Here is a 19,541-nt window from a genome sequence, read left to right as displayed (position 1 = left end):
TGCCAGTACCTCAGGCGCGTTCGGGCAGCAGGACGGCGAGCACCTCGGAGCCGTCCGTCCACGTCCCGGTCAGCGTCTCGCCCTCGGGCAGGGCCGTACCGACGACCCGAGCGATGACGATCGTGCCGTGGTCGGTCGCGATCGACGTCACCGCACCCGTCGTCGTCGCGTGCACCGAGGTGACTGTAGGGGAGTCCGGCGCGGAACCGCTGCCGCTGGCCCAGGCGTCCTTCGGCCGCTGTCCGGCACCGTTGGCCAACTCGAGCTCCGCTTCGTGCCCGCCGGTGACGATCGCCCGGCGCAGGACGTCGGCGTGGACGGGATCGCCCACGGCGTCATACACCCACCGTCGTCCGAGCACGGAGTGGTCCATCTCGGTGACCAGGAACGCGTCGGCACCCGGCAGTGGTGCGTCCCGGTAGGCCAGTGGCGCCTGCAGGACCCGGCCGTCGTCGGTGCGGACGAGGAGCACCTCGACGCCGACCTCGCCAGCGGGGTCGTCGAACCGGAATTGCCCGACGACCTCGAGCGGCGCTCCCGCGACGACGCCGCTCCACGCCTGGTCGGGGAGCCAGGCGGCGAGCGCCTTGGCCTTGGAGGGGCGGAGCGTTGCCTGCTCGATGACTGCCATGTCCTGACCGTACTGCCGTGCAGCACCGTGCCGTCGGCGTCGCTCGAGGTCAGTGGACGGAGAACCCGCCGTCCACTGCGATGGACTGCCCGGTGACGTAGGCAGACCCGGGTCCGGCGAGGAACACCGCCGCGCTGGCGAAGTCCGACGCCAGCCCGTTCCGCCCGACCAGCGTCCGTGCGGCGAGGGCCGCGACCGTCGCCGGGTCGGACCCGAGTCGCTCGTTGAGCGGGGTGCGCACGAAACCGGGGACGAGGACGTTGGAGGTGACCCCCTGCGCGGACCAGGCCTCTGCCTGGGACCGGGCCAACGCCTCCAGACCGGCCTTGGAGACCCCGTACGCGCCGCTGGCGGCGAAGGGGCGGTGGGCCTGCTGCGAACTGATCGACACGATCCGCCCGTACCCACGGGCCGCCATGCCGGGTGCGAGCCGCTGCCCGAGCACGAACGGCGCGTCGAGGTTGACGGCCATCGTGGCATCCCAGGTCGCCTCGTCGAGTTCGGGCATCGGCGGCCGCAGGTTGATCCCGGCGGAGTTCACCAGCACGTCGACGTCCCCGGCGGCGTCCGCGAGCGCGTGTGCGCCAGCGCGTGAGGACAGGTCCGCGACGATGCCGTCAGCCGAGCGGCCCGCCTGGCGGATTCCGGCGACGGAGGCGTCGATGGTCGCGGACGTCCGGGCGGCGACGAGGACGTGGGCACCCGCGTCGGCGAGTGCGGCGGCGATCGCTCGGCCGATGCCGGAGCTGCCTCCCGTCACGAGTGCGGTGCGGCCGTCGAGGCCGAAGAGCTGCTGCAGCGACATCCGGTCAGGCTACCGAGGCCCGTACGCTGGGCCGGTGCGTGACGACCTGCTGCCGATGCTCGCCTGCCCCGTGTGCGCCGAGCCCCTCGGCCGCGTCGACGACGGCCAGGTCGGCTGCCCGAACGGTCACCGGTTCGACGAGGCGAAGCAGGGCCACCTGACGCTCCTGCCCGCGAAGCGGCGCGCACTCACCGCGGACACTCCGGAGATGGTGGACGCGCGGCTGCGGTTCCTGGGGCGCGGGCACTACGCGCCCGTCGAGCGGGCGCTCGCCGCGATCGTCGCGGACGCCACCGCGCCCGGCATCGTGCTCGACGTCGGTTCGGGCCCAGGGACCTACCTGGCGCATGCGCTGCGCGCGGCGGACGGGAGGCTCGGGGTCGCGTTGGACTTGTCGGCCGTCGCGATCCGGCGTGCGGCACGCGCCCACGAGCGTGCGGGGGCCGTCGTCGGGGACGTGACCGAGCGCCTCCCGGTCGTCGACGGCGCTGCCGCCGTCCTGCTCGACGTCTTCGCGCCCCGCAACCAGACCGAGTACGCCCGCGTCCTGCACGCCGACGGCGTGCTCGCGGTGGTGACCCCGCGGGCCGGCCACCTGGCGGAACTCGCCGAGGCGACGATCAGCGTGGACCCGGAGAAGGAGCGCCGGCTGCACGACTCCCTGACGCCGACGTTCGCGCTGCGGTCCTCCGAGGACCTGACGTGGACCATGGACCTGTCGACGGAGGACGTCCACGACGTCGTGCACATGGGGCCGAGCCACCACCACGTCGCGGCGGACACGGTGTTCGAGCCGGCGACGGTGACGGCCGCGGTCACCGTGTCGACGTGGACGCCGACGCGCTGACGGCCACGCAAGAAAGTTCGTTTTGCAGCCTTGGCATGAAGAATCTGATGTTCTAGTGTGCTGCCAGGGGTCGCCAACGAGGGCGGCTCCGACACGGAGAGGCTGCACATGTCGAAGCGAACCAACACCTGCGCTGGAATTTTCCTGAGCGCCGCGCTGATCGCGGGCGGAGGCCTGACCGCCCCTGCTGCCAGCGCCGAACAGGCCGGTATCAAGGTCGTCGAGGCGCAGTCCGAAGCGCCGTTCGTCACCCGAGCGCTGATCGCACAGGCGATCGACGAAGCTCGCAGTGCGGGCGCGGTCAAGCGGGAAGAGACGCAGTCCGACGGCAGCCGGACCGTCATCGTCGATGGTGGCAACGGATTCGAGCTGGCGTTGAACGACACCAATCCGAACGCCCGTCTGGCCTACGGCTCGGACAACCGCGGCGCTTACATCGCCTTCAACTCGTTCGACCAGGGCGTGATCATCAGCGGTGCCGGATCACTGCTCGCCGCCGGGATCTGTGCGCTCGGTCCGGCTGCGTGCATCGTCGGGAGCGCCGCGATCATCCTGGCAAGTCAGTACATCACCTCGCACAGCAAGTGCCCCAGCCCGAAGTCCGTCCGCGTCTACCCCGTCACGAAGAAGACGAGTCGCTGCGTCTAGGAGGAGTCCCTCATGTCGAAGATCCTGACCAGTCTCCCGCTCGCGATCTGCGCCGCCATCGGGCTCGTGCTCATCGGGGCCGCCGTCTACGCCGGAGTCAACGGAACAACCGCGCAGTCCTGGGGCGGGATTGCCGTCGGTGCCGCTGCAGTCTCCGGGGGCGCGTGCACGGCATCAGCGATGCGGTACCGCCGCTCCCGGCGCCACGGTCGGCGGGACTGACGGCGGTGGACGGCGAATGTCCCGTTCTCACTGAAGAACGGGGCATTCGCCGTTTCGCAAGGTGGTCAGTCGCCAGCGGGGGCGACGTCGAGCTGCCAGACCACGCCGAAGCGGTCGCGCAGCTGCCCGGCCAACGGTGCCCAGGCCGAGGGTTCCAGGGGCTGCCGGACCTCGGCGCCCTCGGACAGTGCCGCCCAGTACCGCTCGATCTCGGGGGCGTCGTCGCCGTGCACGAACACGTAGAAGGCGTTCGATCCCTGGTCGTAGGGCTGCCCGGGCCAGACGTCGAAGGCCATGACGCGGAAGCCGGCGGCCGTGGAGACCTGCCCGAAGACGATGCGGTCCGCCCAGGCCGGGTCGTCCAGGGCACCCATCTGGCCGTAAGTGGCGGCGGTGACCTCGCCGCCGAAGACCGATGCGTAGAAGTCGAGCGCCGCGCGGGCGTCGCCGTCGAAGTTGAGGTGGGTTGTCGTTTCGATGCTCATAGGACGAGGATCTCGGGCGATGCGGTCAGATCATGTCCGCTTCTCGGACGAAGATGGACGCCATGGCCGGACCCTCCGCACGGATGCTCGCGCTGCTCTCCCTGCTCCAGGTGCACCGCGACTGGCCGGGCGACGAGCTCGCCGGTCGGCTCGACGTCAGTCCGCGCACCGTCCGCCGCGACGTTGACCGGCTCCGCGGGCTCGGGTACCGGGTGGAGGCGCTCCGCGGACCGGCCGGCGGCTACCGGCTCGAGGCCGGCTCCGACCTGCCCCCGCTGCTCTTCGACGACGACCAGGCGGTGGCGATCGCCCTGGCGCTCGCCGTGGCACCGGCATCCGGGGCGGACGTCGCCGAGTCGGCGGCCCGCGCCCTGGCGACCGTCCGGCAGGTGATGCCCGCGCGGCTGCGGTCCCGGGTCGACGCGGTGCAGGCCGTGACCGCGGCGAGCTGGACCACCACCGACCCGGAGGTCCTGGTGGCGGTGAGCGAGGCCGTCCACCTGCAGGAGGTCTTCCGCTTCGGGTACGGCGAGGACGAGACTCCGCACCGGGTGGAACCGCACGCCGTCGTCGCCCGGAACGGCCGCTGGTACCTGCTCGACTGGGATGCCGATCGCGACGACTGGCGCACGCACCGCATCGACCGGATCACGCCCCGGATGCGCACCCGCGTCCCCTTCACGCTACGTCCGATCCCCGGTGGCGATGCGGCCGCGTTCGTGTCCGCGCGGTTCAAGGGGTCTGCGGTCGACGACGTGTGGCCGTGCACCGGGTCGGTGACCACGACGGCGGGCGATGCGCGGCGGATCGGGCCGTACCTGCCCGAGGACGCCGTGGTCGAGCAGCTCGACGACGACCGGGCCCGCGTCACCCTCGGATCGTGGTCGTGGGACGGGCTTGCGGGCGTGGTGTCAGGACTTGCGGTCGACTTCGTCGTCGCGGGTCCGGACGAGCTCGTCGAGGCCGTGGCAGACCTCGCTGACCGGTTGCACGCGGCCGGCACGCGTGGCCCAGCGTGATCAGTGGCGACCTCTCCAGATCGCGTGGTCCAGCCAACCGGCGCCGACACCCATCGACGAGAGATCGAGGTGTTCGTTGCTCGGGAAGGCCCCGAGGAGAGCGGCCACGCGCTCGGCCCAGTCGTGGTCGGACGGGATCGACCTGAGCAGGTAGGCCATCACCGCCAAGGTGTTGTAGACACCGAACTGCTTCGGCGCATCGGTTCCCGAGAGATGTGCGAGGAGCGGTACCGCACCGGACCTCGGCCGTTTCGGGACCACGACCAACTTCCGGTTGAACAGACGAGGATTCACGGAAGGGGTAGAGGTACCCGGTGAGGCGGTAGTAGCCGACTTCGCGCAGCACCGAACCCGCGACGCCCCGATCACCGATGCGGACTCCCTTGGAAGCCAGCTTCTCGATCTGCTCACCGATCGAGAGCCACGGCTTCACGTACTCCATGCGCCCCCCGAGACAAGAAAATCGGCCCGAGCCGTGAGGCGAGCGGGCCGATCGTGATGCCGAAACTCTACCAGGATCCACGTCACGGGATCGAGCGCTCTCCACAGGCGTTAGGAGCGTGCATGCGTCCGCCAGGGCGGCGTCAGGGATCCGTTAGGAGCGGCCTGGAGGCGCGGCGCAGGATCCAGCATCGGTTCGGCACCACTCGTGGTGCCGGTCCGCGTCACCCGGCGCGGACACCGCAGATCTTCTGGAGTCCCTCGTGTTCGACGTGTTCGTCGTCGCCGGTGTCCTCGCCGTGTTCGGCGTGGTGGCACTGATCGCCAAGGGGGTGGAACGGCTGTGATCGGCATCACCATCGCGGCCGCCGTCCTCGGCATCGCCGCAGTCGTGTACCTCGTCTGGGCGCTCGTGCGTCCGGAGCGCTTCTAGTGGGCGCCGCGGACGTCTGGGCGGGCATCGCCCAGGTCGCCACCCTCGTCCTGCTGCTCGTCGTCGCGTACCGCCCGCTCGGTGACTGGATGGCGAAGGTCTTCACGCCCGTCCGCCACAACCGGGTCGAGCGCGGGGTCTACCGGCTGATCGGGGTCGACCCGGACGCCGAGCAGTCCTGGCCCGTGTACCTGCGCGGCGTGCTGCTCTTCAGCGTCGCCGGGCTCCTGCTCGTCTACCTGCTGCAGCGCATCCAGGTCGTCCTGCCCGGTGACCTCGGGCTGCCCGGCGTCGGACCGTCGCTCGCGTTCAACACCGCGGCGTCGTTCGTGTCGAACACGAACTGGCAGTCGTACTCGCCCGAGGTCACCCTCGGCTACACGGTGCAGATGGCCGGCCTGGCGGTGCAGAACTTCCTGTCCGCGGCCGTCGGCCTCTCGGTCGCCGTGGCGCTGGTGCGCGGGTTCGCCCGTCGCAAGTCCGGCACGCTCGGCAACGTGTGGGTGGACATCGTGCGCGGCCTCGGCCGTCTGCTGCTGCCCGGCGCGTTCGTCTTCGCGATCGTCCTCGTCGCCGGCGGGGTCGTCCAGTCGTGGGGGAGCGGCACCGACGTCACCACGCTCATCGGTGGCACGCAGCACATCCCCGACGGGTTCGTCGCCTCGCAGGAGGCGATCAAGGAACTCGGCACGAACGGTGGCGGCTACTTCAATGCCAACTCGGCGCACCCGTTCGAGAACCCGCAGGCGTGGACGAACCTCGTCGAGATCTTCCTGATGCTCGTCATCCCGTTCTCGCTCCCGCGCACGTTCGGGCGGCTGGTCGGCGACGACCGCCAGGGGTACGCGATCCTCGCCGTGATGGGCGCGATCTTCCTCGTGTCGCTGTCGGTCATGTCGATCGCCGAGCTCGGCGGCGGCGGTGTCGCCACACACGCCGCCGGGGCCGCGATGGAGGGCAAGGAGAGCCGCTTCGGCATCCTCGGTTCGACGCTCTTCTCGACCGCGACCACCTCGACGTCCACCGGCGCCGTCAACGCGATGCACGACAGCTACACCCCGATCGGCGGGATGATGGCGCTCGTCAACATGATGCTCGGCGAGGTCACCCCCGGCGGCGTCGGATCCGGCCTGTACGGCATGCTCGTGCTCGCCGTCATCACGGTGTTCATCGGTGGCCTGCTCGTCGGTCGCACCCCGGAGTACCTCGGCAAGAAGATCCGCGCCAAGGAGATGACCTTCGCGGCGCTGTACATCCTCGTCACGCCGACGCTCGTGCTCCTGGCCACCGGGCTCTCGCTCGTGATCCCCGGGGTCCGGGAACAGGTGCTCGGGACGTCGATCTTCAACCCCGGCAACCACGGGCTGACCGAGCTGCTCTACGCCTTCACCTCGGGTGCCAACAACAACGGCTCGGCCTTCGGCGGGCTCACCGCGAACACCACCTGGATGAACTCCTCGCTCGGCGTCGTGATGCTGCTCGGCCGCTTCGTGCCGATGGTGTTCGTCCTGGCGCTCGCCGGGTCCCTCGCCGCGCAGGACCGGGTGCCGGAGACCGCCGGCACGCTGCCCACCCACCGCCCGCTGTTCATCGGGCTGCTCGGCGGCGTCGCCGTCATCGTCACCGCACTCACCTACTTCCCGGTGCTCGCACTGGGTCCGCTCGCAGAAGGACTGTCATGACCACCCCCGTGACCACGGAGTCGGAACCGCGCACCGCCGTGGAACCGGCCACCCGCTCGTCCGCATTCGGACCCCGCCAACTGGTGGCGGGCCTCCCGGGCGCCCTGCGGAAACTCGATCCGCGACTCATGTGGCGGAACCCCGTCATGTTCATCGTCGAGGTCGGCGCGGCGCTGACGACGGTGGCCGCCGTCGTCGAGCCGTCCGCGTTCACCATCGCGATCGCCGTGTGGCTCTGGCTCACCGTCGTCTTCGCCAACCTGGCGGAGTCGGTGGCGGAGGGCCGTGGCAAGGCGCAGGCCGACACCCTGCGGAAGACCCGCTCGACCACGAGCGCCCGCCGGGTGCTCGGGTACGCGACGACCGACGCGGCCGCGACCGGCAACGAGACCGAGGAGGTCGCGTCCGTCGACCTGGCCAAGGGCGACGTGGTCGTGGTCGTCGCCGGCGAGGTCATCCCGGGCGACGGCGACGTCATCGACGGCATCGCGTCGGTCGACGAGTCGGCCGTCACGGGTGAGTCCGCACCGGTCATCCGCGAGTCCGGCGGTGACCGCAGTGCCGTCACCGGCGGCACCCGAGTGCTGTCGGACCGGATCGTGGTGCGCATCACCTCGACGCCGGGCGAGACCTTCATCGACCGGATGATCCGCCTGGTCGAGGGTGCGGCACGGCAGAAGACGCCGAACGAGATCGCGCTGAACATCCTGCTCGCCTCGTTGTCGATCGTCTTCGTGATCGTCTGCCTGACGATGCAGCCCATCGCGGGACTCGTCGGCGCGACGGTCAGCGTGCCGGTGCTCATCGCCCTGCTCGTCTGCCTCATCCCGACCACCATCGGAGCCCTGCTCTCCGCGATCGGCATCGCAGGCATGGACCGGCTCGTGCAGCACAACGTGCTGGCGATGTCGGGCCGCGCGGTCGAGGCCGCCGGCGACATCACGACGCTGCTGCTCGACAAGACCGGCACGATCACCTACGGCAACCGTCGGGCATCCCGCGTGGTGCCGGTGCCGGGCGTGAGCGAGGCTTCGCTCATGGCGGCAGCCGCGCTGTCGAGCGCCGCCGACGGGACACCGGAAGGCCGCTCGATCGTGTCGCTCGCTGCTGACGCAGGGGTGGCGCCGGCACTGCCGGACGGCGCTGTCGAGGTGCCGTTCACGGCGCAGACGCGCATGTCCGGTCTCGACCTGCCCGACGGGTCGCAGATCCGGAAGGGCGCTGCTGCGGCAGTGCTCGCCTGGGCGGACACCACCGAAGCCGGTGTGGTGTCGGCCATCGACGCGACCGTCGCGGAGATCTCCGACCAGGGCGGCACCCCGCTCGTCGTCGGCCGCCGCTCCTCCGACGGCGCGGTCGCCCTGCTCGGCGTCGTGCACCTGAAGGACGTCGTCAAGGACGGAATGGCGTCGCGGTTCGCCGAGCTCCGGTCGATGGGCATCCGCACGGTGATGATCACCGGCGACAACCCCCGCACCGCGGCCGCCATCGCCCACGAGGCCGGCGTCGACGACTTCCTCGCCGAGGCCACCCCGGAGGACAAGCTCGCCTACATCAAGCGCGAGCAGGAGGGCGGCAACCTCGTCGCCATGACCGGTGACGGCACCAACGACGCCCCGGCCCTGGCCCAGGCGGACGTCGGCGTCGCGATGAACACCGGCACGACGGCGGCGAAGGAGGCGGGCAACATGGTCGACCTCGACTCCGACCCGACCAAGCTCATCGACGTCGTCCGCATCGGCAAGCAGCTGCTCATCACCCGCGGTGCCCTGACCACCTTCTCCATCGCCAACGACGTCGCGAAGTACTTCGCGATCATCCCGGCGATGTTCCAGGCGGCGTTCCCCGGGCTCGCGGCGCTCAACATCATGGGGCTGCACAGCCCGTCGTCGGCGATCCTGTCGGCTGTCATCTTCAACGCGCTCGTCATCGTGGCGCTCATCCCGCTGTCCCTGCGTGGCGTCAAGTACCGCGCGGCCGCAGCGTCGTCGATCCTCGGCCGCAACCTGCTCGTCTACGGGCTGGGCGGCGTGGTCGTCCCCTTCATCGGCATCAAACTGATCGACCTCGTGGTCGGTCTCATCCCGGGGTTCTAGTCATGGCATCTGCACGTTCCACCTTCCGTTCCGCCGGTGTGGCCATCCGCCTCACCCTCGTCGCCACCGTCGTCCTGGGCGTCGGCTACCCGCTCGCCGTCTGGGGCGTCGGCCAGGCGGCGTTCCACGACCAGGCCAACGGTTCGATGGTCACGGACTCGTCCGGCAAGGTCGTCGGTTCCTCGTCGATCGGGCAGTCGTTCACCGGCAAGCAGGCCGACCGTTGGTTCCAGTCGCGGCCGTCCGCCGCCGGGGACGGCTACGACGCGGGGGCGTCCTCCGGCTCGAACCTCGGGCCGAACAACGCCGACCTGCTCAAGGCCGTCGAGGAGCGTCGTGCGGCGCTGGCGAAGGCCGACGGGGTCTCCGCCGCGCAGGTGCCTGCCGACGCCGTGACCGCGTCCGGTTCGGGGCTCGACCCGGACATCAGCCCCGCCTATGCGTCCCAGCAGGTGGCTCGAGTGGCCTCGGCGCGGGGGTTGCCCGTCGCAACCGTGCGGCAGCTCGTGGCGTCGCACACCGAGTCGCGGCAGCTCGGGTTCCTCGGTGAGCCCGTGGTGAACGTGCTCGCGCTGAACCTGGCGCTGACGAAGTCCTCCTGACCGTGCGGTCACCTCGCCGCCCAGCTCGGCCGTCCTCCGATGCCGTCGGTCAGATCGTCGTGCTCGTCGATCAACCGTCGAACGGCGGCGTGACGGTCGCACGGGCCGACGGTCTCGGCGAGGTGTGCGAGCAGTTCGAGGGAGTGCACCGGCGTGCGCTTCGGCAGTCCCTCGAGTCGAGCGACCAGGTCCGCGGGGGAGCGGAAGGTCGGCGGCGGGATCCAGCGTGGGAAACGAACGTGAGCGAAAGAAAAGAGTGCCCCGCGCCGACAAGCGACACGGGGCGGTGCAGTCCCACCCGATTTGAGGAAGCCGGAGCTCGAGCCTTGGTGGGAACGGTTACGAGGAGAATATCAGTCGACCGGCTGCCCCGCAACAGCGGACGCGAGAGGATGAGCACGTGAAGCGCGGGAAGCTGCGGGTCCTGCTCGGTGCGGCGCCCGGTGTCGGCAAGACCTACACGATGCTCGAAGAGGGGCGTCGGCTGCTCGACGAGGGTCGCGACGTGGTCGTCGCCGTCGTCGAGACGCACGAGCGCGCCGCCACCGCAGCACTGGTGAACGGGCTCGAGGTCGTGCCCCGCCGCACCGTCTCGCACCGCGGTGTCGACCTGGACGACCTCGACCTCGACGCCGTCATCGCCCGGGCACCCGAGGTCGCGCTGGTCGACGAACTCGCGCACACGAACGCCCCGGGGAGCCCGAACGAGAAGCGCTGGCAGGACGTGGACGCACTGCGTGACGCCGGCATCGACGTCATCTCGACCGTCAACGTGCAGCACATGCAGTCCCTCGGCGACGTGGTCCGCGAGATCACCGGCACCGTGCAGCGCGAGACCGTCCCCGACGCCGTGGTGCGCGCGGCCGACCAGATCGAGGTCGTCGACCTGGCCCCGGCAGCGCTGCGCGAGCGGCTCTCCGACGGGCTCGTGTACCCGGCGGCCCGGATCGACGCCGCGCTGTCGAACTACTTCCGCCTCGGCAACCTCACCGCGCTGCGCGAGATCGCCCTGCTCTGGCTCGCCGACGAGGTCGACGACGCGCTCAAGGCCTACCGCGCCGAGCACGGCATCGAGCACCGGTGGGAGACCCGGGAGCGCGTGCTCGTCGCCCTGACCGGCGGCCCCGAGGGGGAGACCCTGCTGCGCCGCGGCGCCCGGATCGCCGCCCGCAGTGCCGGCGGCGAGCTCGCCGCCGTGCACGTGACGACGAACGACGGCCTGCGCGTCCGGCACCCCGGCGCGCTCGGCAAGCAGCGGACCCTGCTCGAGCAGCTCGGTGGCACGTACCACCAGGTCGTCGGCGACGACGTGCCGAGCACGCTGGTGCGGTTCGCGCGGTCGATCGACGCCACCCAGATCGTGATCGGGGTCAGCCGCCGCAGCCGGCTCGCGGCCGCCATGACCGGTCCGGGGATCGGCAACACGGTGATCCGCGAGTCCGGCGACATCGACGTGCACGTCGTCACGCACGAGCGCGCCGGCGGCGGGATCACCCTGCCGAAGCTCGGCGGCAGCCTGTCCCGCGGCCGGGTGGTCGCCGCGTTCGTGCTGTCGGTCCTGGTCGGGCCGCTGCTCACGTGGGTGCTGTCGATCGGCAGCGATCCGGACGCCATCACGGTGGACGTGCTGGCGTACCAGCTGCTCGTCCTGGTCGTGGCGCTCGTGGGTGGGATGTGGCCGGCGGTGTTCACGGCCGTGCTGTCCGGGCTGAGCCTCGACTACTTCTTCGTGCAACCCCTCTACATGGTCACCGTCCAGCAGCCGTGGCACCTGTTCGCCCTGGTCATGTACGTGATCAGTGCGGTGCTGGTCAGCTTCGTGGTCGACCGGTCCGCTCGGCGGTCCCGCGCTGCCCGTCGGGCCTCGGCCGAGTCCGGGCTCCTGATGGGCATCGCCGGCAGCGTGCTCCGCGGCGACGACGCCCTGCAGGCACTGCTCGACCGCACCCGTGAGGCCTTCGGCTTCGCCGGCGTCCGGATCCGCCAGGGCGACGAGGTGCCGGCGACCTCCGGCGAGTTCGGTGCGACGCCGGACGCGTCGACGACGCTGGCGTCCGGTGCCGTGCTCGAGTTCGCCGGTGCGCCCGACGACCCGACCCAGCGCCGGCTGCTGCGGGTCGTCGAGCAGCAGCTCGACGCCGCCGTCGAGCACCGCGAGCTGACCCGCACCGCCGTCGGCGCCGAGCGCATCGCCGCCGCCGACCGGGTCCGGAGCGCGCTGCTCGCGGCCGTCGGGCACGACGTTCGCCGACCCATCGCCGCGGCCTCCGCCGCCGTGCAGACGCTGCGTGCGCCCGACATCGACCTGTCACGGGCCGACCGGGAGGCGCTGCTCGCGACCGCCGACGAGAGCCTCGGTCAGCTGGCGGTGCTGTTGGCAGACCTGTTGGACGTCAGCCGCGTGCAGGCCGGAGTCCTCGCGGTCACCCCGGCGGCGATCGCGCTCGAGACGGTGGTCGCGCCGGCGCTCGACGAGCTGGAGCTCGGCCCCGACGACGTCGACCTCGACCTGCCTGCGGACCTGCCGCCGGTGCTCGCCGACCCGGTCCTGCTGCAGCGCGTCGTCGTGAACCTGCTCGCGAACGCCGCCCGGTACGCGCCGGACGGCACCCACGTCCGGGTCGCCGCGAGCGCGTTCGCCGGCGGGGTGGAACTCCGCGTCGCCGACCACGGCCCCGGCATCCCCGAGGACCGCCGCGACGAGGTGTTCCAGCCGTTCCAGCGGCTCGGCGACACGGACAACGAGACCGGCCTCGGGCTCGGCCTGGCCCTGGCGCGCGGGTTCACCGAGGGCATGGGCGGGACGATCGAGGTCGACGACACCCCGGGCGGTGGGCTCACCGTCGTGGTGCGGCTGCCGATCGCCGGGCACGTGGGAGTGGAGATCCGATGAAGGTCCTGATCGCTGACGACGACACGCAGCTCGTCCGCGCCCTCTCGGTGACGCTCTCGGCGCGCGGGTACGACGTCGTCACGGCTCGGGACGGGCGCGAGGCCATCGACGCCGTCATCACCGAGCGCCCCGACCTGGTGCTGCTCGACCTCGGCATGCCCCGGCTCGACGGCATCGGGGTGCTCGAGGGCGTCCGGGCCTGGTCGCAGGTGCCGGTCCTCGTGCTCTCCGGGCGCACCGACTCGTCCGACAAGGTCGACGCACTCGACGCTGGTGCCGACGACTACGTGACGAAGCCGTTCCAGATGGACGAGCTCCTCGCCCGGCTGCGGGCACTCGGACGGCGACGGGTGGTGGCGTCCGAGGAGACCCCGACGATCGCGATCGGACCGCTGCTCGTGGACCTCGTCGCGAAGCAGGTCACCCCGGCCGAGGGTCCGGCGATCCGCCTGACGCCCACCGAGTGGCGCCTGCTCGAGGTCCTGGTCACGAACCCCGACCGCCTGATGACCCGCGAGATGCTGTTGACCGAGGTCTGGGGACCGACGCACGGCAACGACTCCGGGTACCTGCGCCTCTACATGGCCCAGCTGCGGCGAAAGCTCGAGCCCGACCCCGCGCACCCGCGCTACCTGGTGACGGAGTCCGGCATGGGGTACCGCTTCGCCCCCGGAGCGTAGGGCGGACCGCCGCCGCGGACACCCTGGCGGGTCGCTGTCGGGGAACTGTCGTGTCGGTGGCGGGTCCCTGTCGTGGTGTGCCGTTCCGCGGTTCCCTACTGTTCAGGACATGAACGAGATGCGGATCGGTGAACTCCGACGACTGCGGGGCTGGACCCAGGAACGACTGGCCGAGACGAGCGGCATCGCCGTGCGGACGGTGCAACGGATGGAGAGCGGCAACGACGCGAGCCTCGAGTCGCTGTCCGCTGTGGCCACGGCCCTCGAGGTCCCCGTGCGCGACCTGTTCGCCACCGAGGAGCCGGCGTCGCTCGACCCCGGGGTGCGCGGGCTCGACGAGCGTGCCGAGCGGGAGCAGGCGCAGCGCGACGCAGCTTCGCGCGGCTGGCAGTACCTGTACTCCGGTGTCGGCATCGTCGTGACGCTCGGCACCCTGGCACTGATCGGCTCGCGCATCTGGCCGGGCGCCGCGATCTTCGTCATCCCGATCTACTGGGCGGGTGGGCGGCTGCTCTCGCAGTTCCTGATGGCGACCGTCGTCGAGCCCGCGCTCGACCGTCGGTACCCGTTGTCGCGATCTCGTCGGGACGCCTCGTCGCGGTCCCGTCGGTTCACGCCCGGGAGCTGAACGCCGCGAGCTCGGCCCGGGTCCGGGCGCCGTGCTTCCGGAGCAGGTTCGCCACGTGGTACTTCACGGTGTTGACGCTGATGCCGAGTCCCTCGGCGATCTCCCGGTTGCCGACACCGGTCGCCACGAGCCGCAGGACGTCGCGCTCCCGCGGGGTCAGGTCGCCGTCGTCGACCGCGTCCACCTCGGTCGGCCGCGGGTCGAGCGGCAGTGAGATGTCGAGCACGGACCCCCAGCCGGGCGTGCTCGCGACCTGCACCCGCCCGTCGAGCGTGACGACCCGCTCCGCGATCGGCCGCATGGCGTCGTCGTGCACGTCGAGCGTGCCGGAGCCGTCGTCGCGGAGCTGCATGAGCAGGTTCCGGCCGTCGCAGTCCCACTGGATGCGCACCCGCTTCGCCGCACCGTCGTCGACCAGGGCGAGCACCGCGGTCCGGACGATCGCCCGGGCCGCGTGGGCGACGTCACCCGGGAGCGCACGGCCGGTGGCCGGCGGCTCGACGAACTGCACGTCGAGGTCCCCGAAGCGCACGAGCGGTCGCAGGTCGGCGCGCAACCGCGAGAACGCGCCGGTGACGGGTTCGAGCAGGGTGCTCCGCTGCTGATCGGTCACGGTGCGCAGGTCGACGAGGGCGGCCGAGGCGATCTCGACGGCCTCGGCCCGTGCGGCCGCGTCGGTGACCCGCGACGACCGGAGCACGGCGAGGACGGACTCCAGGGTGAGCGCGTGCCGGTCCGCCTGCTCGGCGACCGTGCGGGCGTGCTCGGCGGCCGCGAGCCGGATGGCGGAGCCGCCCCGGGCCTCCAGGGTGTCGACCGATGCGTCCATGGACGCGACCGTACCCGTCCCACCCGAGCGGACGGGCCCACCCGATGGGACGGGGGCCCTGCCGGGGCGGGTAGCGGCGTGCCGAGGCGTGCGACGGAAGGATCGAGGGCATGGCAGCAACCACCGTCTCCGCAGCGCTCGACCTGGTCGTCCGCGAGGTCGGCGACCTGGCAGCCCGCCTCGACGACGCCCCGGCCCAGCGCGCACTCGACCTGATCGAGGGCGCCGACCGGGTGTTCGTCCACGGCGCCGGGCGCTCCGGACTCGCCCTCCGCATGACCGCGATGCGCCTCATGCACCTCGGCCTCGATGCGCACGTCGTCGGCGAGGTCACCACCCCGGCCATCCGATCGGGTGACCTGCTCCTCGTCGCGAGCGGCTCCGGCACGACCACCGGCATCGTGCAGGCCGCACGCACCGCGCACGAGGTCGGTGCATCCGTCGTGGCGCTCTCGACCACCGACGACTCCCCGCTCTCCGAGCTGGCGGACGTCACCATCGTGCTGCCCGCCGCGACGAAGACCGACCGCTCCGGCACGGCTTCGGCCCAGTACGCCGGAAGCCTCTTCGAACAGGCCGTCGCCCTGGTGGGCGACGCCGTGTTCCACGCCCTGTGGGCCCGAGGCGGGCAGTCCGCCGACGACCTCTGGCCCCGTCACGCCAACCTCGAATGAAAGGCACACCCATGCAGCTCCAGTTCGCCATGGACACCCTGACCACCGAAGCCGCCCTCGAGCTCGCCGCCGCGGCCGCGCCGCACGTCGACGTCCTCGAGCTCGGCACGCCCCTGATCAAGAGCGCCGGCCTGTCCGCCGTCACCGCGATCAAGGAAGCACACCCGGACAAGATCGTGTTCGCCGACCTCAAGACCATGGACGCCGGTGAGCTCGAGGCCGACATCGCCTTCTCGGCCGGTGCCGACCTGGTCACCGTCCTCGGTGTCGCCGGCGACTCGACGATCGTCGGTGCCGTCAAGGCCGCCAAGAAGCACGGCAAGGGCATCGTCGTCGACCTGATCGGCGTCTCCGACAAGGCCGCCCGTGCCCGCGAGGTCGTCGCGCTCGGCGCCGAGTTCGTCGAGGTCCACGCCGGGCTCGACGAGCAGGCCGAAGAGGGCTTCACGTTCTCGACCCTGCTCGACGCCGGCAAGGACTCGGGCGTCCCGTTCTCGATCGCGGGCGGCGTGAACGCGTCCTCGGTCGCCTCGGTGCAGGAGGCCGGTGCCCGCATCGCCGTCGCCGGCAGCGCGATCTACAGCGCGTCGGACGTCGGCGCAGCAGCCGCCGAGATCCGCGCCGCCATCAAGTAGCGCGTCTCGGTCGCCCTTCCCGGGCGACATCGTGAGCAGGAATGGTCGGGTGTGCAGGTCGCACCCGACCATTCCTGCTCACGAAGCGAACGCCGCCGTCCGGATGCGCCGTACGGTGGCCACATGAACCGAGCGCTGCGCTGGACCACCTGGATCGTCGCCGTCGTCGTGCTGATCGCCGTGGTGTTCCTCGTCTGGGCGCACATCGTGATGCAGGGCACCCGCAGCGCTGCCCTGCAGGTCTGGCGCGACGACCGGATCGCGGTCCGGGACGCCGGTGACTCGGTGGTGATGACCCCGACCGGCCAGGCCGACGGGGTCGGGATCGTCTTCATCCCCGGCGCGAAGGTCGATCCGTACGCCTACATGGCCACGTTCCGGCAGGTGGTCGCCAACGGCACGACGGTGGTCATCACGAAGCCGACGCTGAACCTCGCGTTCTTCGACACCCGGCCACTCGCCACGTTCGAGGCCCACGTACCCTCGGTCACCCGCTGGGCGGTCGGCGGGCACTCCCTCGGCGGCGTCCGCGCGTGCCAGCTCGCCCAGGACGCCGACGGCCTGCTGCTGCTCGGCAGCTACTGCGCGAACGACATCAGCCGCTCCTACATCGACGTGCTGAGCGTCTCCGGTTCGCGTGACGGCCTGTCGACCCCGGCCAAGGTCGACGCCGCGCGGGACAAGCTGCCGTCGACCGCCACCATGACCGAGATCCAGGGGTCGAACCACGCCGACTTCGGTGCCTACGGCGACCAGCCGGGCGACCGCACGGCGACCATCAGCCGTGCTGATGCCCGCCAGCAGATCTCGGACGCGGTCGAGGCCTGGGTGCGCGACCTGCGCTGATCACGCGGGCGGACCGGCGGACGCACCACGGGCCTCCAGACGGTCTGCCTGGAGGCCCGTGGTGCGCAGCGTCAGTGGATCCGGCCCGCCTCGTGGTCGCGTCCGGAACGGCGCCCGGTGAACCGGGCGACGAAGTACAGGACCACGCCGACGGCGAGCAGGATCGCGGCGTAGAGCCAGACCTGCCCGCTCTGCTGCGTCAGCAGCAGGATGCACGACAGCACCCCGAGCACCGGGACGAAGGTCCAGACCTTGAAGTGGTCGTGCTCGACGTGGTCGCGGCGGAGCACCAGGACGGCGACGTTCGTGCTGATGAACACGAAGAGGAGCAGGAGCACGACGGTCTCCGCCAGCACGCCCACGTCGCCGACCAGGGTGAGGAGCATCGCGACGACCGTGGTGGCGATGATCGCGGTCCACGGGGTCTTCCGGTTCGGCAGGACCTTCGCGAGCAGAGCGGGCAGGAGCCGCTGCTCGGCCATCCCGTAGGTCACGCGGCTCGACATGATCATCGTGAGGAGCGCGCCGTTCGCGACGGCGACCAGGGCGATGAGGCTGAAGACCCAGTCGGGGATCGGGACGCCGGTGGCGGAGACGACCGCGAGCAGCGGGCCGCTGGACTCGGACAGCTCCGAAGCGGGCAGGGCGATCGCGCTCGCGAGGGCGACGAGGACGTAGACGACGCCGGCGGTCGCGAGGGCACCGAACAGGGCCTTGGGGTAGACACGGCTGGGTTCGCGGACCTCCTCCGCGATGTTGGCGGACGTCTCGAAGCCGACGAACGAGTAGTAGGCGACGATCGCGGCGCTCAGGGTCGCCAGGGCCGGGTTCGCCTCGGACGGGAACGCGCCGATCCGGGAGACGTCACCGCCGCCACCGCCGAGCATCACGGCCACGACGACGATCACGATGACGAGGCCGGAGACCTCGATGATCGTCATCACGACGTTGCTCTTGAGCGAGTCGGAGATGCCGCGGGCGTTCAGGCAGGCGATCAGGGCGAGGAAGACGATCGCGGTGGGCACGGGCGGCAGGTCGACGAACGTGCCGAGGTAGTCGCCGGCGAAGGCGAGCGACAGGCCGGCGGCGCTCGTGACGCCGGCGGCGAGCATGCTGAACCCGACCAGGAACGAGACGATGGGCGCCTTGTAGGCGCGTTCGGCGAAGACCGCGGCACCGCCGGCCTTCGGGTACTTCGTCACGAGTTCGGCGTAGGAGCCCGCCGTGAGCAGTGCCAGCAGGAGCGCGAGCACCAGCGGTGCCCAGAGCGCACCGCCGACGTCCTTCGCCAGCGTCCCCATCAGGGCGTAGATGCCGGCGCCGAGCACGTCGCCGAGGATGAAGAGGAACAGCAGCGGGCCGGTGATCGCCTGGCGGAGCTTCGACTGCGCGCCGTCGTGGGGTGCGGCCGTGGTGTCGCTGGTCATGGTGGTGCCTTTCGTCCGGGTCAGCGTGCCGGGGTGTGTCTCAGAGGCCTCACAGGTGCGCCGTGGCGGGGGTCCTCCCTGCACGGCGGAGCGGCCGGTGAACTCGCTCCACAGGGTGCGGCGCGTCGGAACGTCCGGACTGGAGCGGTCCTAGACTCGTCGGGAGCCACACGTCCACCACCAGTCCCCGGAGGACCGCAGATGACGACGCAGGACCAGCGCACGCCCGCTCGACTGAGTGATCAGCGAGCGCTCCTGTTCGACCTCGACGGCGTGCTCACCCCGACCGCCGACGTCCACATGCGGGCCTGGAGCCGTCTGTTCACGCCGTACCTCGAAGCACACGGGGTCGCGCCGTACACCGAGCAGGACTACTTCACCTCCATCGACGGCAAGCCCCGCTACGACGGCGTGCGCTCGTTGCTCGAGTCGCGCGGCATCGACCTGCCGCAGGGCACCCCCGACGACGCGCCCGACACCGACACGGTGTGCGGGCTCGGCAACCGGAAGAACGCGGAGTTCACCGCCGAGCTCGACGAGCACGGCGTCGAGCCCTACCCGGGTTCGCTCCGGTTCCTGACCGCCGCGATCGCCGCCGGCATGTCCGTCGCGGTCGTCTCGAGCTCGGCGAACGCCACCTCGGTGCTCCGGACAGCGGGAATCCTCGACCGGTTCCCGGTCGTCGTCGACGGGCTCGTCGCGCGCCAGGACGGCCTGACCGGCAAGCCCGCTCCCGACACCTACCTCGACGCGGCGACCCGGTTCGGACTCACCGCCGCCGAGTGCGTCGTGGTCGAGGACGCCACCAGCGGGGTCGAAGCCGGCCGCAACGGTTCGTTCGGTCTCGTCGTCGGTGTCGACCGCGGCGCCGGGGCGGACGCCCTGCGCGAGCACGGTGCCGACGTCGTGGTGTCCGACCTCGCCGAACTCATCGACGAGCTGCCCGCACCGGCCACCAGCACGACGTAGGCCACCCGGCCGGACACTCCCTGCCTGCCGGCCGCACCGACGCACCCAT

General features: G+C 71.3%; 21 protein-coding genes. 15 read left to right on the top strand and 6 right to left on the bottom strand.

Annotated features, from left to right (window positions below; translation table 11 throughout):
- Window positions 1-10 precede the first annotated feature (10 nt).
- Both DEI98_RS01055 and DEI98_RS01050 read right to left on the bottom strand, forming a co-directional pair.
- Window positions 11-631 (bottom strand): hypothetical protein, encoded by a 621-nt coding sequence (locus tag DEI98_RS01055; RefSeq protein WP_111099620.1) that lies wholly within the window; start codon window positions 629-631, stop codon window positions 11-13.
- 49 nt (window positions 632-680) lie between these two features.
- Entirely contained in the window at window positions 681-1,436 is a 756-nt protein-coding gene (locus DEI98_RS01050; protein ID WP_111099619.1) for an SDR family NAD(P)-dependent oxidoreductase, read from the bottom strand.
- Window positions 1,437-1,470: 34 nt separating this feature from the next.
- On the opposite strand from DEI98_RS01050, the gene DEI98_RS01045 reads away from it, so the two are divergent.
- From DEI98_RS01045 to DEI98_RS01035, 3 genes are read left to right on the top strand one after another with little or no spacing between them, the layout of a single operon-like run.
- Complete coding sequence (locus tag DEI98_RS01045) at window positions 1,471-2,283, top strand: putative RNA methyltransferase (protein ID WP_111099618.1); 813 nt, start codon at window positions 1,471-1,473, stop codon at window positions 2,281-2,283.
- Between the two features lie 57 nt (window positions 2,284-2,340).
- Window positions 2,341-2,931 (top strand): hypothetical protein, encoded by a 591-nt coding sequence (locus tag DEI98_RS01040; protein ID WP_146243379.1) that lies wholly within the window; start codon window positions 2,341-2,343, stop codon window positions 2,929-2,931.
- A gap of 12 nt (window positions 2,932-2,943) precedes the next feature.
- Window positions 2,944-3,153: a hypothetical protein gene (locus DEI98_RS01035; RefSeq protein WP_111099616.1), complete on the top strand. Its 210-nt coding sequence runs from the start codon at window positions 2,944-2,946 to the stop codon at window positions 3,151-3,153.
- 65 nt (window positions 3,154-3,218) lie between these two features.
- On the opposite strand, the gene DEI98_RS01030 is transcribed toward DEI98_RS01035, so the two are convergent.
- Window positions 3,219-3,638: a VOC family protein gene (locus tag DEI98_RS01030; protein ID WP_111099615.1), complete on the bottom strand. Its 420-nt coding sequence runs from the start codon at window positions 3,636-3,638 to the stop codon at window positions 3,219-3,221.
- Between the two features lie 62 nt (window positions 3,639-3,700).
- On the opposite strand from DEI98_RS01030, the gene DEI98_RS01025 reads away from it, so the two are divergent.
- A complete protein-coding gene (locus DEI98_RS01025; RefSeq protein ID WP_111099791.1) occupies window positions 3,701-4,657 on the top strand; it encodes a YafY family protein in 957 nt (318 codons plus the stop codon).
- Here the strand turns inward: DEI98_RS01025 and DEI98_RS18445 are convergent, their stop codons facing one another.
- The gene (locus DEI98_RS18445) at window positions 4,658-4,816 is read right to left on the bottom strand and encodes a hypothetical protein (RefSeq protein WP_181437888.1); all 159 of its coding nucleotides are present in this window, start codon (window positions 4,814-4,816) and stop codon (window positions 4,658-4,660) included.
- 625 nt (window positions 4,817-5,441) lie between these two features.
- Here DEI98_RS18445 and DEI98_RS01020 point away from each other — a divergent pair.
- The 7 genes from DEI98_RS01020 (at window position 5,442) to DEI98_RS00990 (ending at window position 14,112) form a co-directional block, all read left to right on the top strand.
- Window positions 5,442-5,531 (top strand): potassium-transporting ATPase subunit F, encoded by a 90-nt coding sequence (locus DEI98_RS01020; RefSeq protein ID WP_017887940.1) that lies wholly within the window; start codon window positions 5,442-5,444, stop codon window positions 5,529-5,531.
- Window positions 5,531-7,213 carry a potassium-transporting ATPase subunit KdpA gene (gene kdpA, locus DEI98_RS01015; protein ID WP_071406221.1) on the top strand — a complete coding sequence of 561 codons (1,683 nt, stop codon included), beginning with the start codon at window positions 5,531-5,533 and terminating at the stop codon, window positions 7,211-7,213. Before DEI98_RS01020 ends, kdpA begins: the two co-directional genes overlap by 1 nt.
- Window positions 7,210-9,309: a potassium-transporting ATPase subunit KdpB gene (gene kdpB, locus DEI98_RS01010; RefSeq protein ID WP_111045868.1), complete on the top strand. Its 2,100-nt coding sequence runs from the start codon at window positions 7,210-7,212 to the stop codon at window positions 9,307-9,309. The genes kdpA and kdpB overlap by 4 nt, the downstream gene beginning before the upstream one ends.
- A 2-nt stretch (window positions 9,310-9,311) precedes the next feature.
- A complete protein-coding gene (kdpC, locus tag DEI98_RS01005) occupies window positions 9,312-9,911 on the top strand; it encodes a K(+)-transporting ATPase subunit C (protein ID WP_111099614.1) in 600 nt (199 codons plus the stop codon).
- Window positions 9,912-10,311: 400 nt separating this feature from the next.
- On the top strand, window positions 10,312-12,804 hold the full coding sequence (locus tag DEI98_RS01000) for an ATP-binding protein (RefSeq protein ID WP_111099613.1): 2,493 nt from the start codon (window positions 10,312-10,314) through the stop codon (window positions 12,802-12,804).
- Complete coding sequence (locus tag DEI98_RS00995) at window positions 12,801-13,484, top strand: response regulator (protein ID WP_111094042.1); 684 nt, start codon at window positions 12,801-12,803, stop codon at window positions 13,482-13,484. The genes DEI98_RS01000 and DEI98_RS00995 overlap by 4 nt, the downstream gene beginning before the upstream one ends.
- A 109-nt stretch (window positions 13,485-13,593) precedes the next feature.
- On the top strand, window positions 13,594-14,112 hold the full coding sequence (locus DEI98_RS00990; protein WP_027466794.1) for a helix-turn-helix domain-containing protein: 519 nt from the start codon (window positions 13,594-13,596) through the stop codon (window positions 14,110-14,112).
- Here DEI98_RS00990 and DEI98_RS00985 read toward each other — a convergent pair.
- Window positions 14,096-14,941: a LuxR C-terminal-related transcriptional regulator gene (locus DEI98_RS00985; RefSeq protein ID WP_071406217.1), complete on the bottom strand. Its 846-nt coding sequence runs from the start codon at window positions 14,939-14,941 to the stop codon at window positions 14,096-14,098. The genes DEI98_RS00990 and DEI98_RS00985 overlap by 17 nt on opposite strands.
- A 110-nt stretch (window positions 14,942-15,051) precedes the next feature.
- Between DEI98_RS00985 and hxlB the strand changes: the two genes are divergently transcribed.
- The 3 genes from hxlB (at window position 15,052) to DEI98_RS00970 (ending at window position 17,096) form a co-directional block, all read left to right on the top strand.
- The gene (gene hxlB, locus DEI98_RS00980; protein WP_111099612.1) at window positions 15,052-15,615 is read left to right on the top strand and encodes a 6-phospho-3-hexuloisomerase; all 564 of its coding nucleotides are present in this window, start codon (window positions 15,052-15,054) and stop codon (window positions 15,613-15,615) included.
- An 11-nt stretch (window positions 15,616-15,626) separates the two neighbouring features.
- Window positions 15,627-16,250 (top strand): 3-hexulose-6-phosphate synthase, encoded by a 624-nt coding sequence (hxlA, locus tag DEI98_RS00975; protein ID WP_071406215.1) that lies wholly within the window; start codon window positions 15,627-15,629, stop codon window positions 16,248-16,250.
- Window positions 16,251-16,373: 123 nt separating this feature from the next.
- Window positions 16,374-17,096 (top strand): alpha/beta hydrolase, encoded by a 723-nt coding sequence (locus tag DEI98_RS00970; protein ID WP_111099611.1) that lies wholly within the window; start codon window positions 16,374-16,376, stop codon window positions 17,094-17,096.
- A gap of 71 nt (window positions 17,097-17,167) precedes the next feature.
- Here the strand turns inward: DEI98_RS00970 and DEI98_RS00965 are convergent, their stop codons facing one another.
- Window positions 17,168-18,523: an APC family permease gene (locus DEI98_RS00965; RefSeq protein ID WP_111099610.1), complete on the bottom strand. Its 1,356-nt coding sequence runs from the start codon at window positions 18,521-18,523 to the stop codon at window positions 17,168-17,170.
- Window positions 18,524-18,724: 201 nt separating this feature from the next.
- On the opposite strand from DEI98_RS00965, the gene DEI98_RS00960 reads away from it, so the two are divergent.
- Window positions 18,725-19,492 (top strand): HAD family phosphatase, encoded by a 768-nt coding sequence (locus tag DEI98_RS00960; RefSeq protein ID WP_111099609.1) that lies wholly within the window; start codon window positions 18,725-18,727, stop codon window positions 19,490-19,492.
- Window positions 19,493-19,541 lie beyond the last annotated feature (49 nt).

Origin of the sequence: Curtobacterium sp. MCLR17_034 (genome assembly GCF_003234485.1) — a bacterium.
Lineage (GTDB): Bacteria > Actinomycetota > Actinomycetes > Actinomycetales > Microbacteriaceae > Curtobacterium > Curtobacterium flaccumfaciens.
Note: the sequence above shows the minus strand (reverse complement) of the source record. Positions and strands in the feature narration are given on the sequence as shown.

Bases quoted from the DNA above. Each gene is read 5' to 3' on its own strand.
- DEI98_RS01055 (WP_111099620.1), bottom strand. From the start codon at position 631: ATGGCAGTCATCGAGCAGGCAACGCTCCGCCCCTCCAAGGCCAAGGCG.
- DEI98_RS01050 (WP_111099619.1), bottom strand. From the start codon at position 1,436: ATGTCGCTGCAGCAGCTCTTCGGCCTCGACGGCCGCACCGCACTCGTG.
- DEI98_RS01035 (WP_111099616.1), top strand. From the start codon at position 2,944: ATGTCGAAGATCCTGACCAGTCTCCCGCTCGCGATCTGCGCCGCCATC.
- DEI98_RS01030 (WP_111099615.1), bottom strand. From the start codon at position 3,638: ATGAGCATCGAAACGACAACCCACCTCAACTTCGACGGCGACGCCCGC.
- DEI98_RS01025 (WP_111099791.1), top strand. From the start codon at position 3,701: ATGGCCGGACCCTCCGCACGGATGCTCGCGCTGCTCTCCCTGCTCCAG.
- DEI98_RS18445 (WP_181437888.1), bottom strand. From the start codon at position 4,816: ATGGCCTACCTGCTCAGGTCGATCCCGTCCGACCACGACTGGGCCGAG.
- kdpB (WP_111045868.1), top strand. From the start codon at position 7,210: ATGACCACCCCCGTGACCACGGAGTCGGAACCGCGCACCGCCGTGGAA.
- kdpC (WP_111099614.1), top strand. From the start codon at position 9,312: ATGGCATCTGCACGTTCCACCTTCCGTTCCGCCGGTGTGGCCATCCGC.
- DEI98_RS00995 (WP_111094042.1), top strand. From the start codon at position 12,801: ATGAAGGTCCTGATCGCTGACGACGACACGCAGCTCGTCCGCGCCCTC.
- DEI98_RS00990 (WP_027466794.1), top strand. From the start codon at position 13,594: ATGAACGAGATGCGGATCGGTGAACTCCGACGACTGCGGGGCTGGACC.
- DEI98_RS00985 (WP_071406217.1), bottom strand. From the start codon at position 14,941: ATGGACGCATCGGTCGACACCCTGGAGGCCCGGGGCGGCTCCGCCATC.
- hxlB (WP_111099612.1), top strand. From the start codon at position 15,052: ATGGCAGCAACCACCGTCTCCGCAGCGCTCGACCTGGTCGTCCGCGAG.
- hxlA (WP_071406215.1), top strand. From the start codon at position 15,627: ATGCAGCTCCAGTTCGCCATGGACACCCTGACCACCGAAGCCGCCCTC.
- DEI98_RS00970 (WP_111099611.1), top strand. From the start codon at position 16,374: ATGAACCGAGCGCTGCGCTGGACCACCTGGATCGTCGCCGTCGTCGTG.
- DEI98_RS00965 (WP_111099610.1), bottom strand. From the start codon at position 18,523: ATGACCAGCGACACCACGGCCGCACCCCACGACGGCGCGCAGTCGAAG.
- DEI98_RS00960 (WP_111099609.1), top strand. From the start codon at position 18,725: ATGACGACGCAGGACCAGCGCACGCCCGCTCGACTGAGTGATCAGCGA.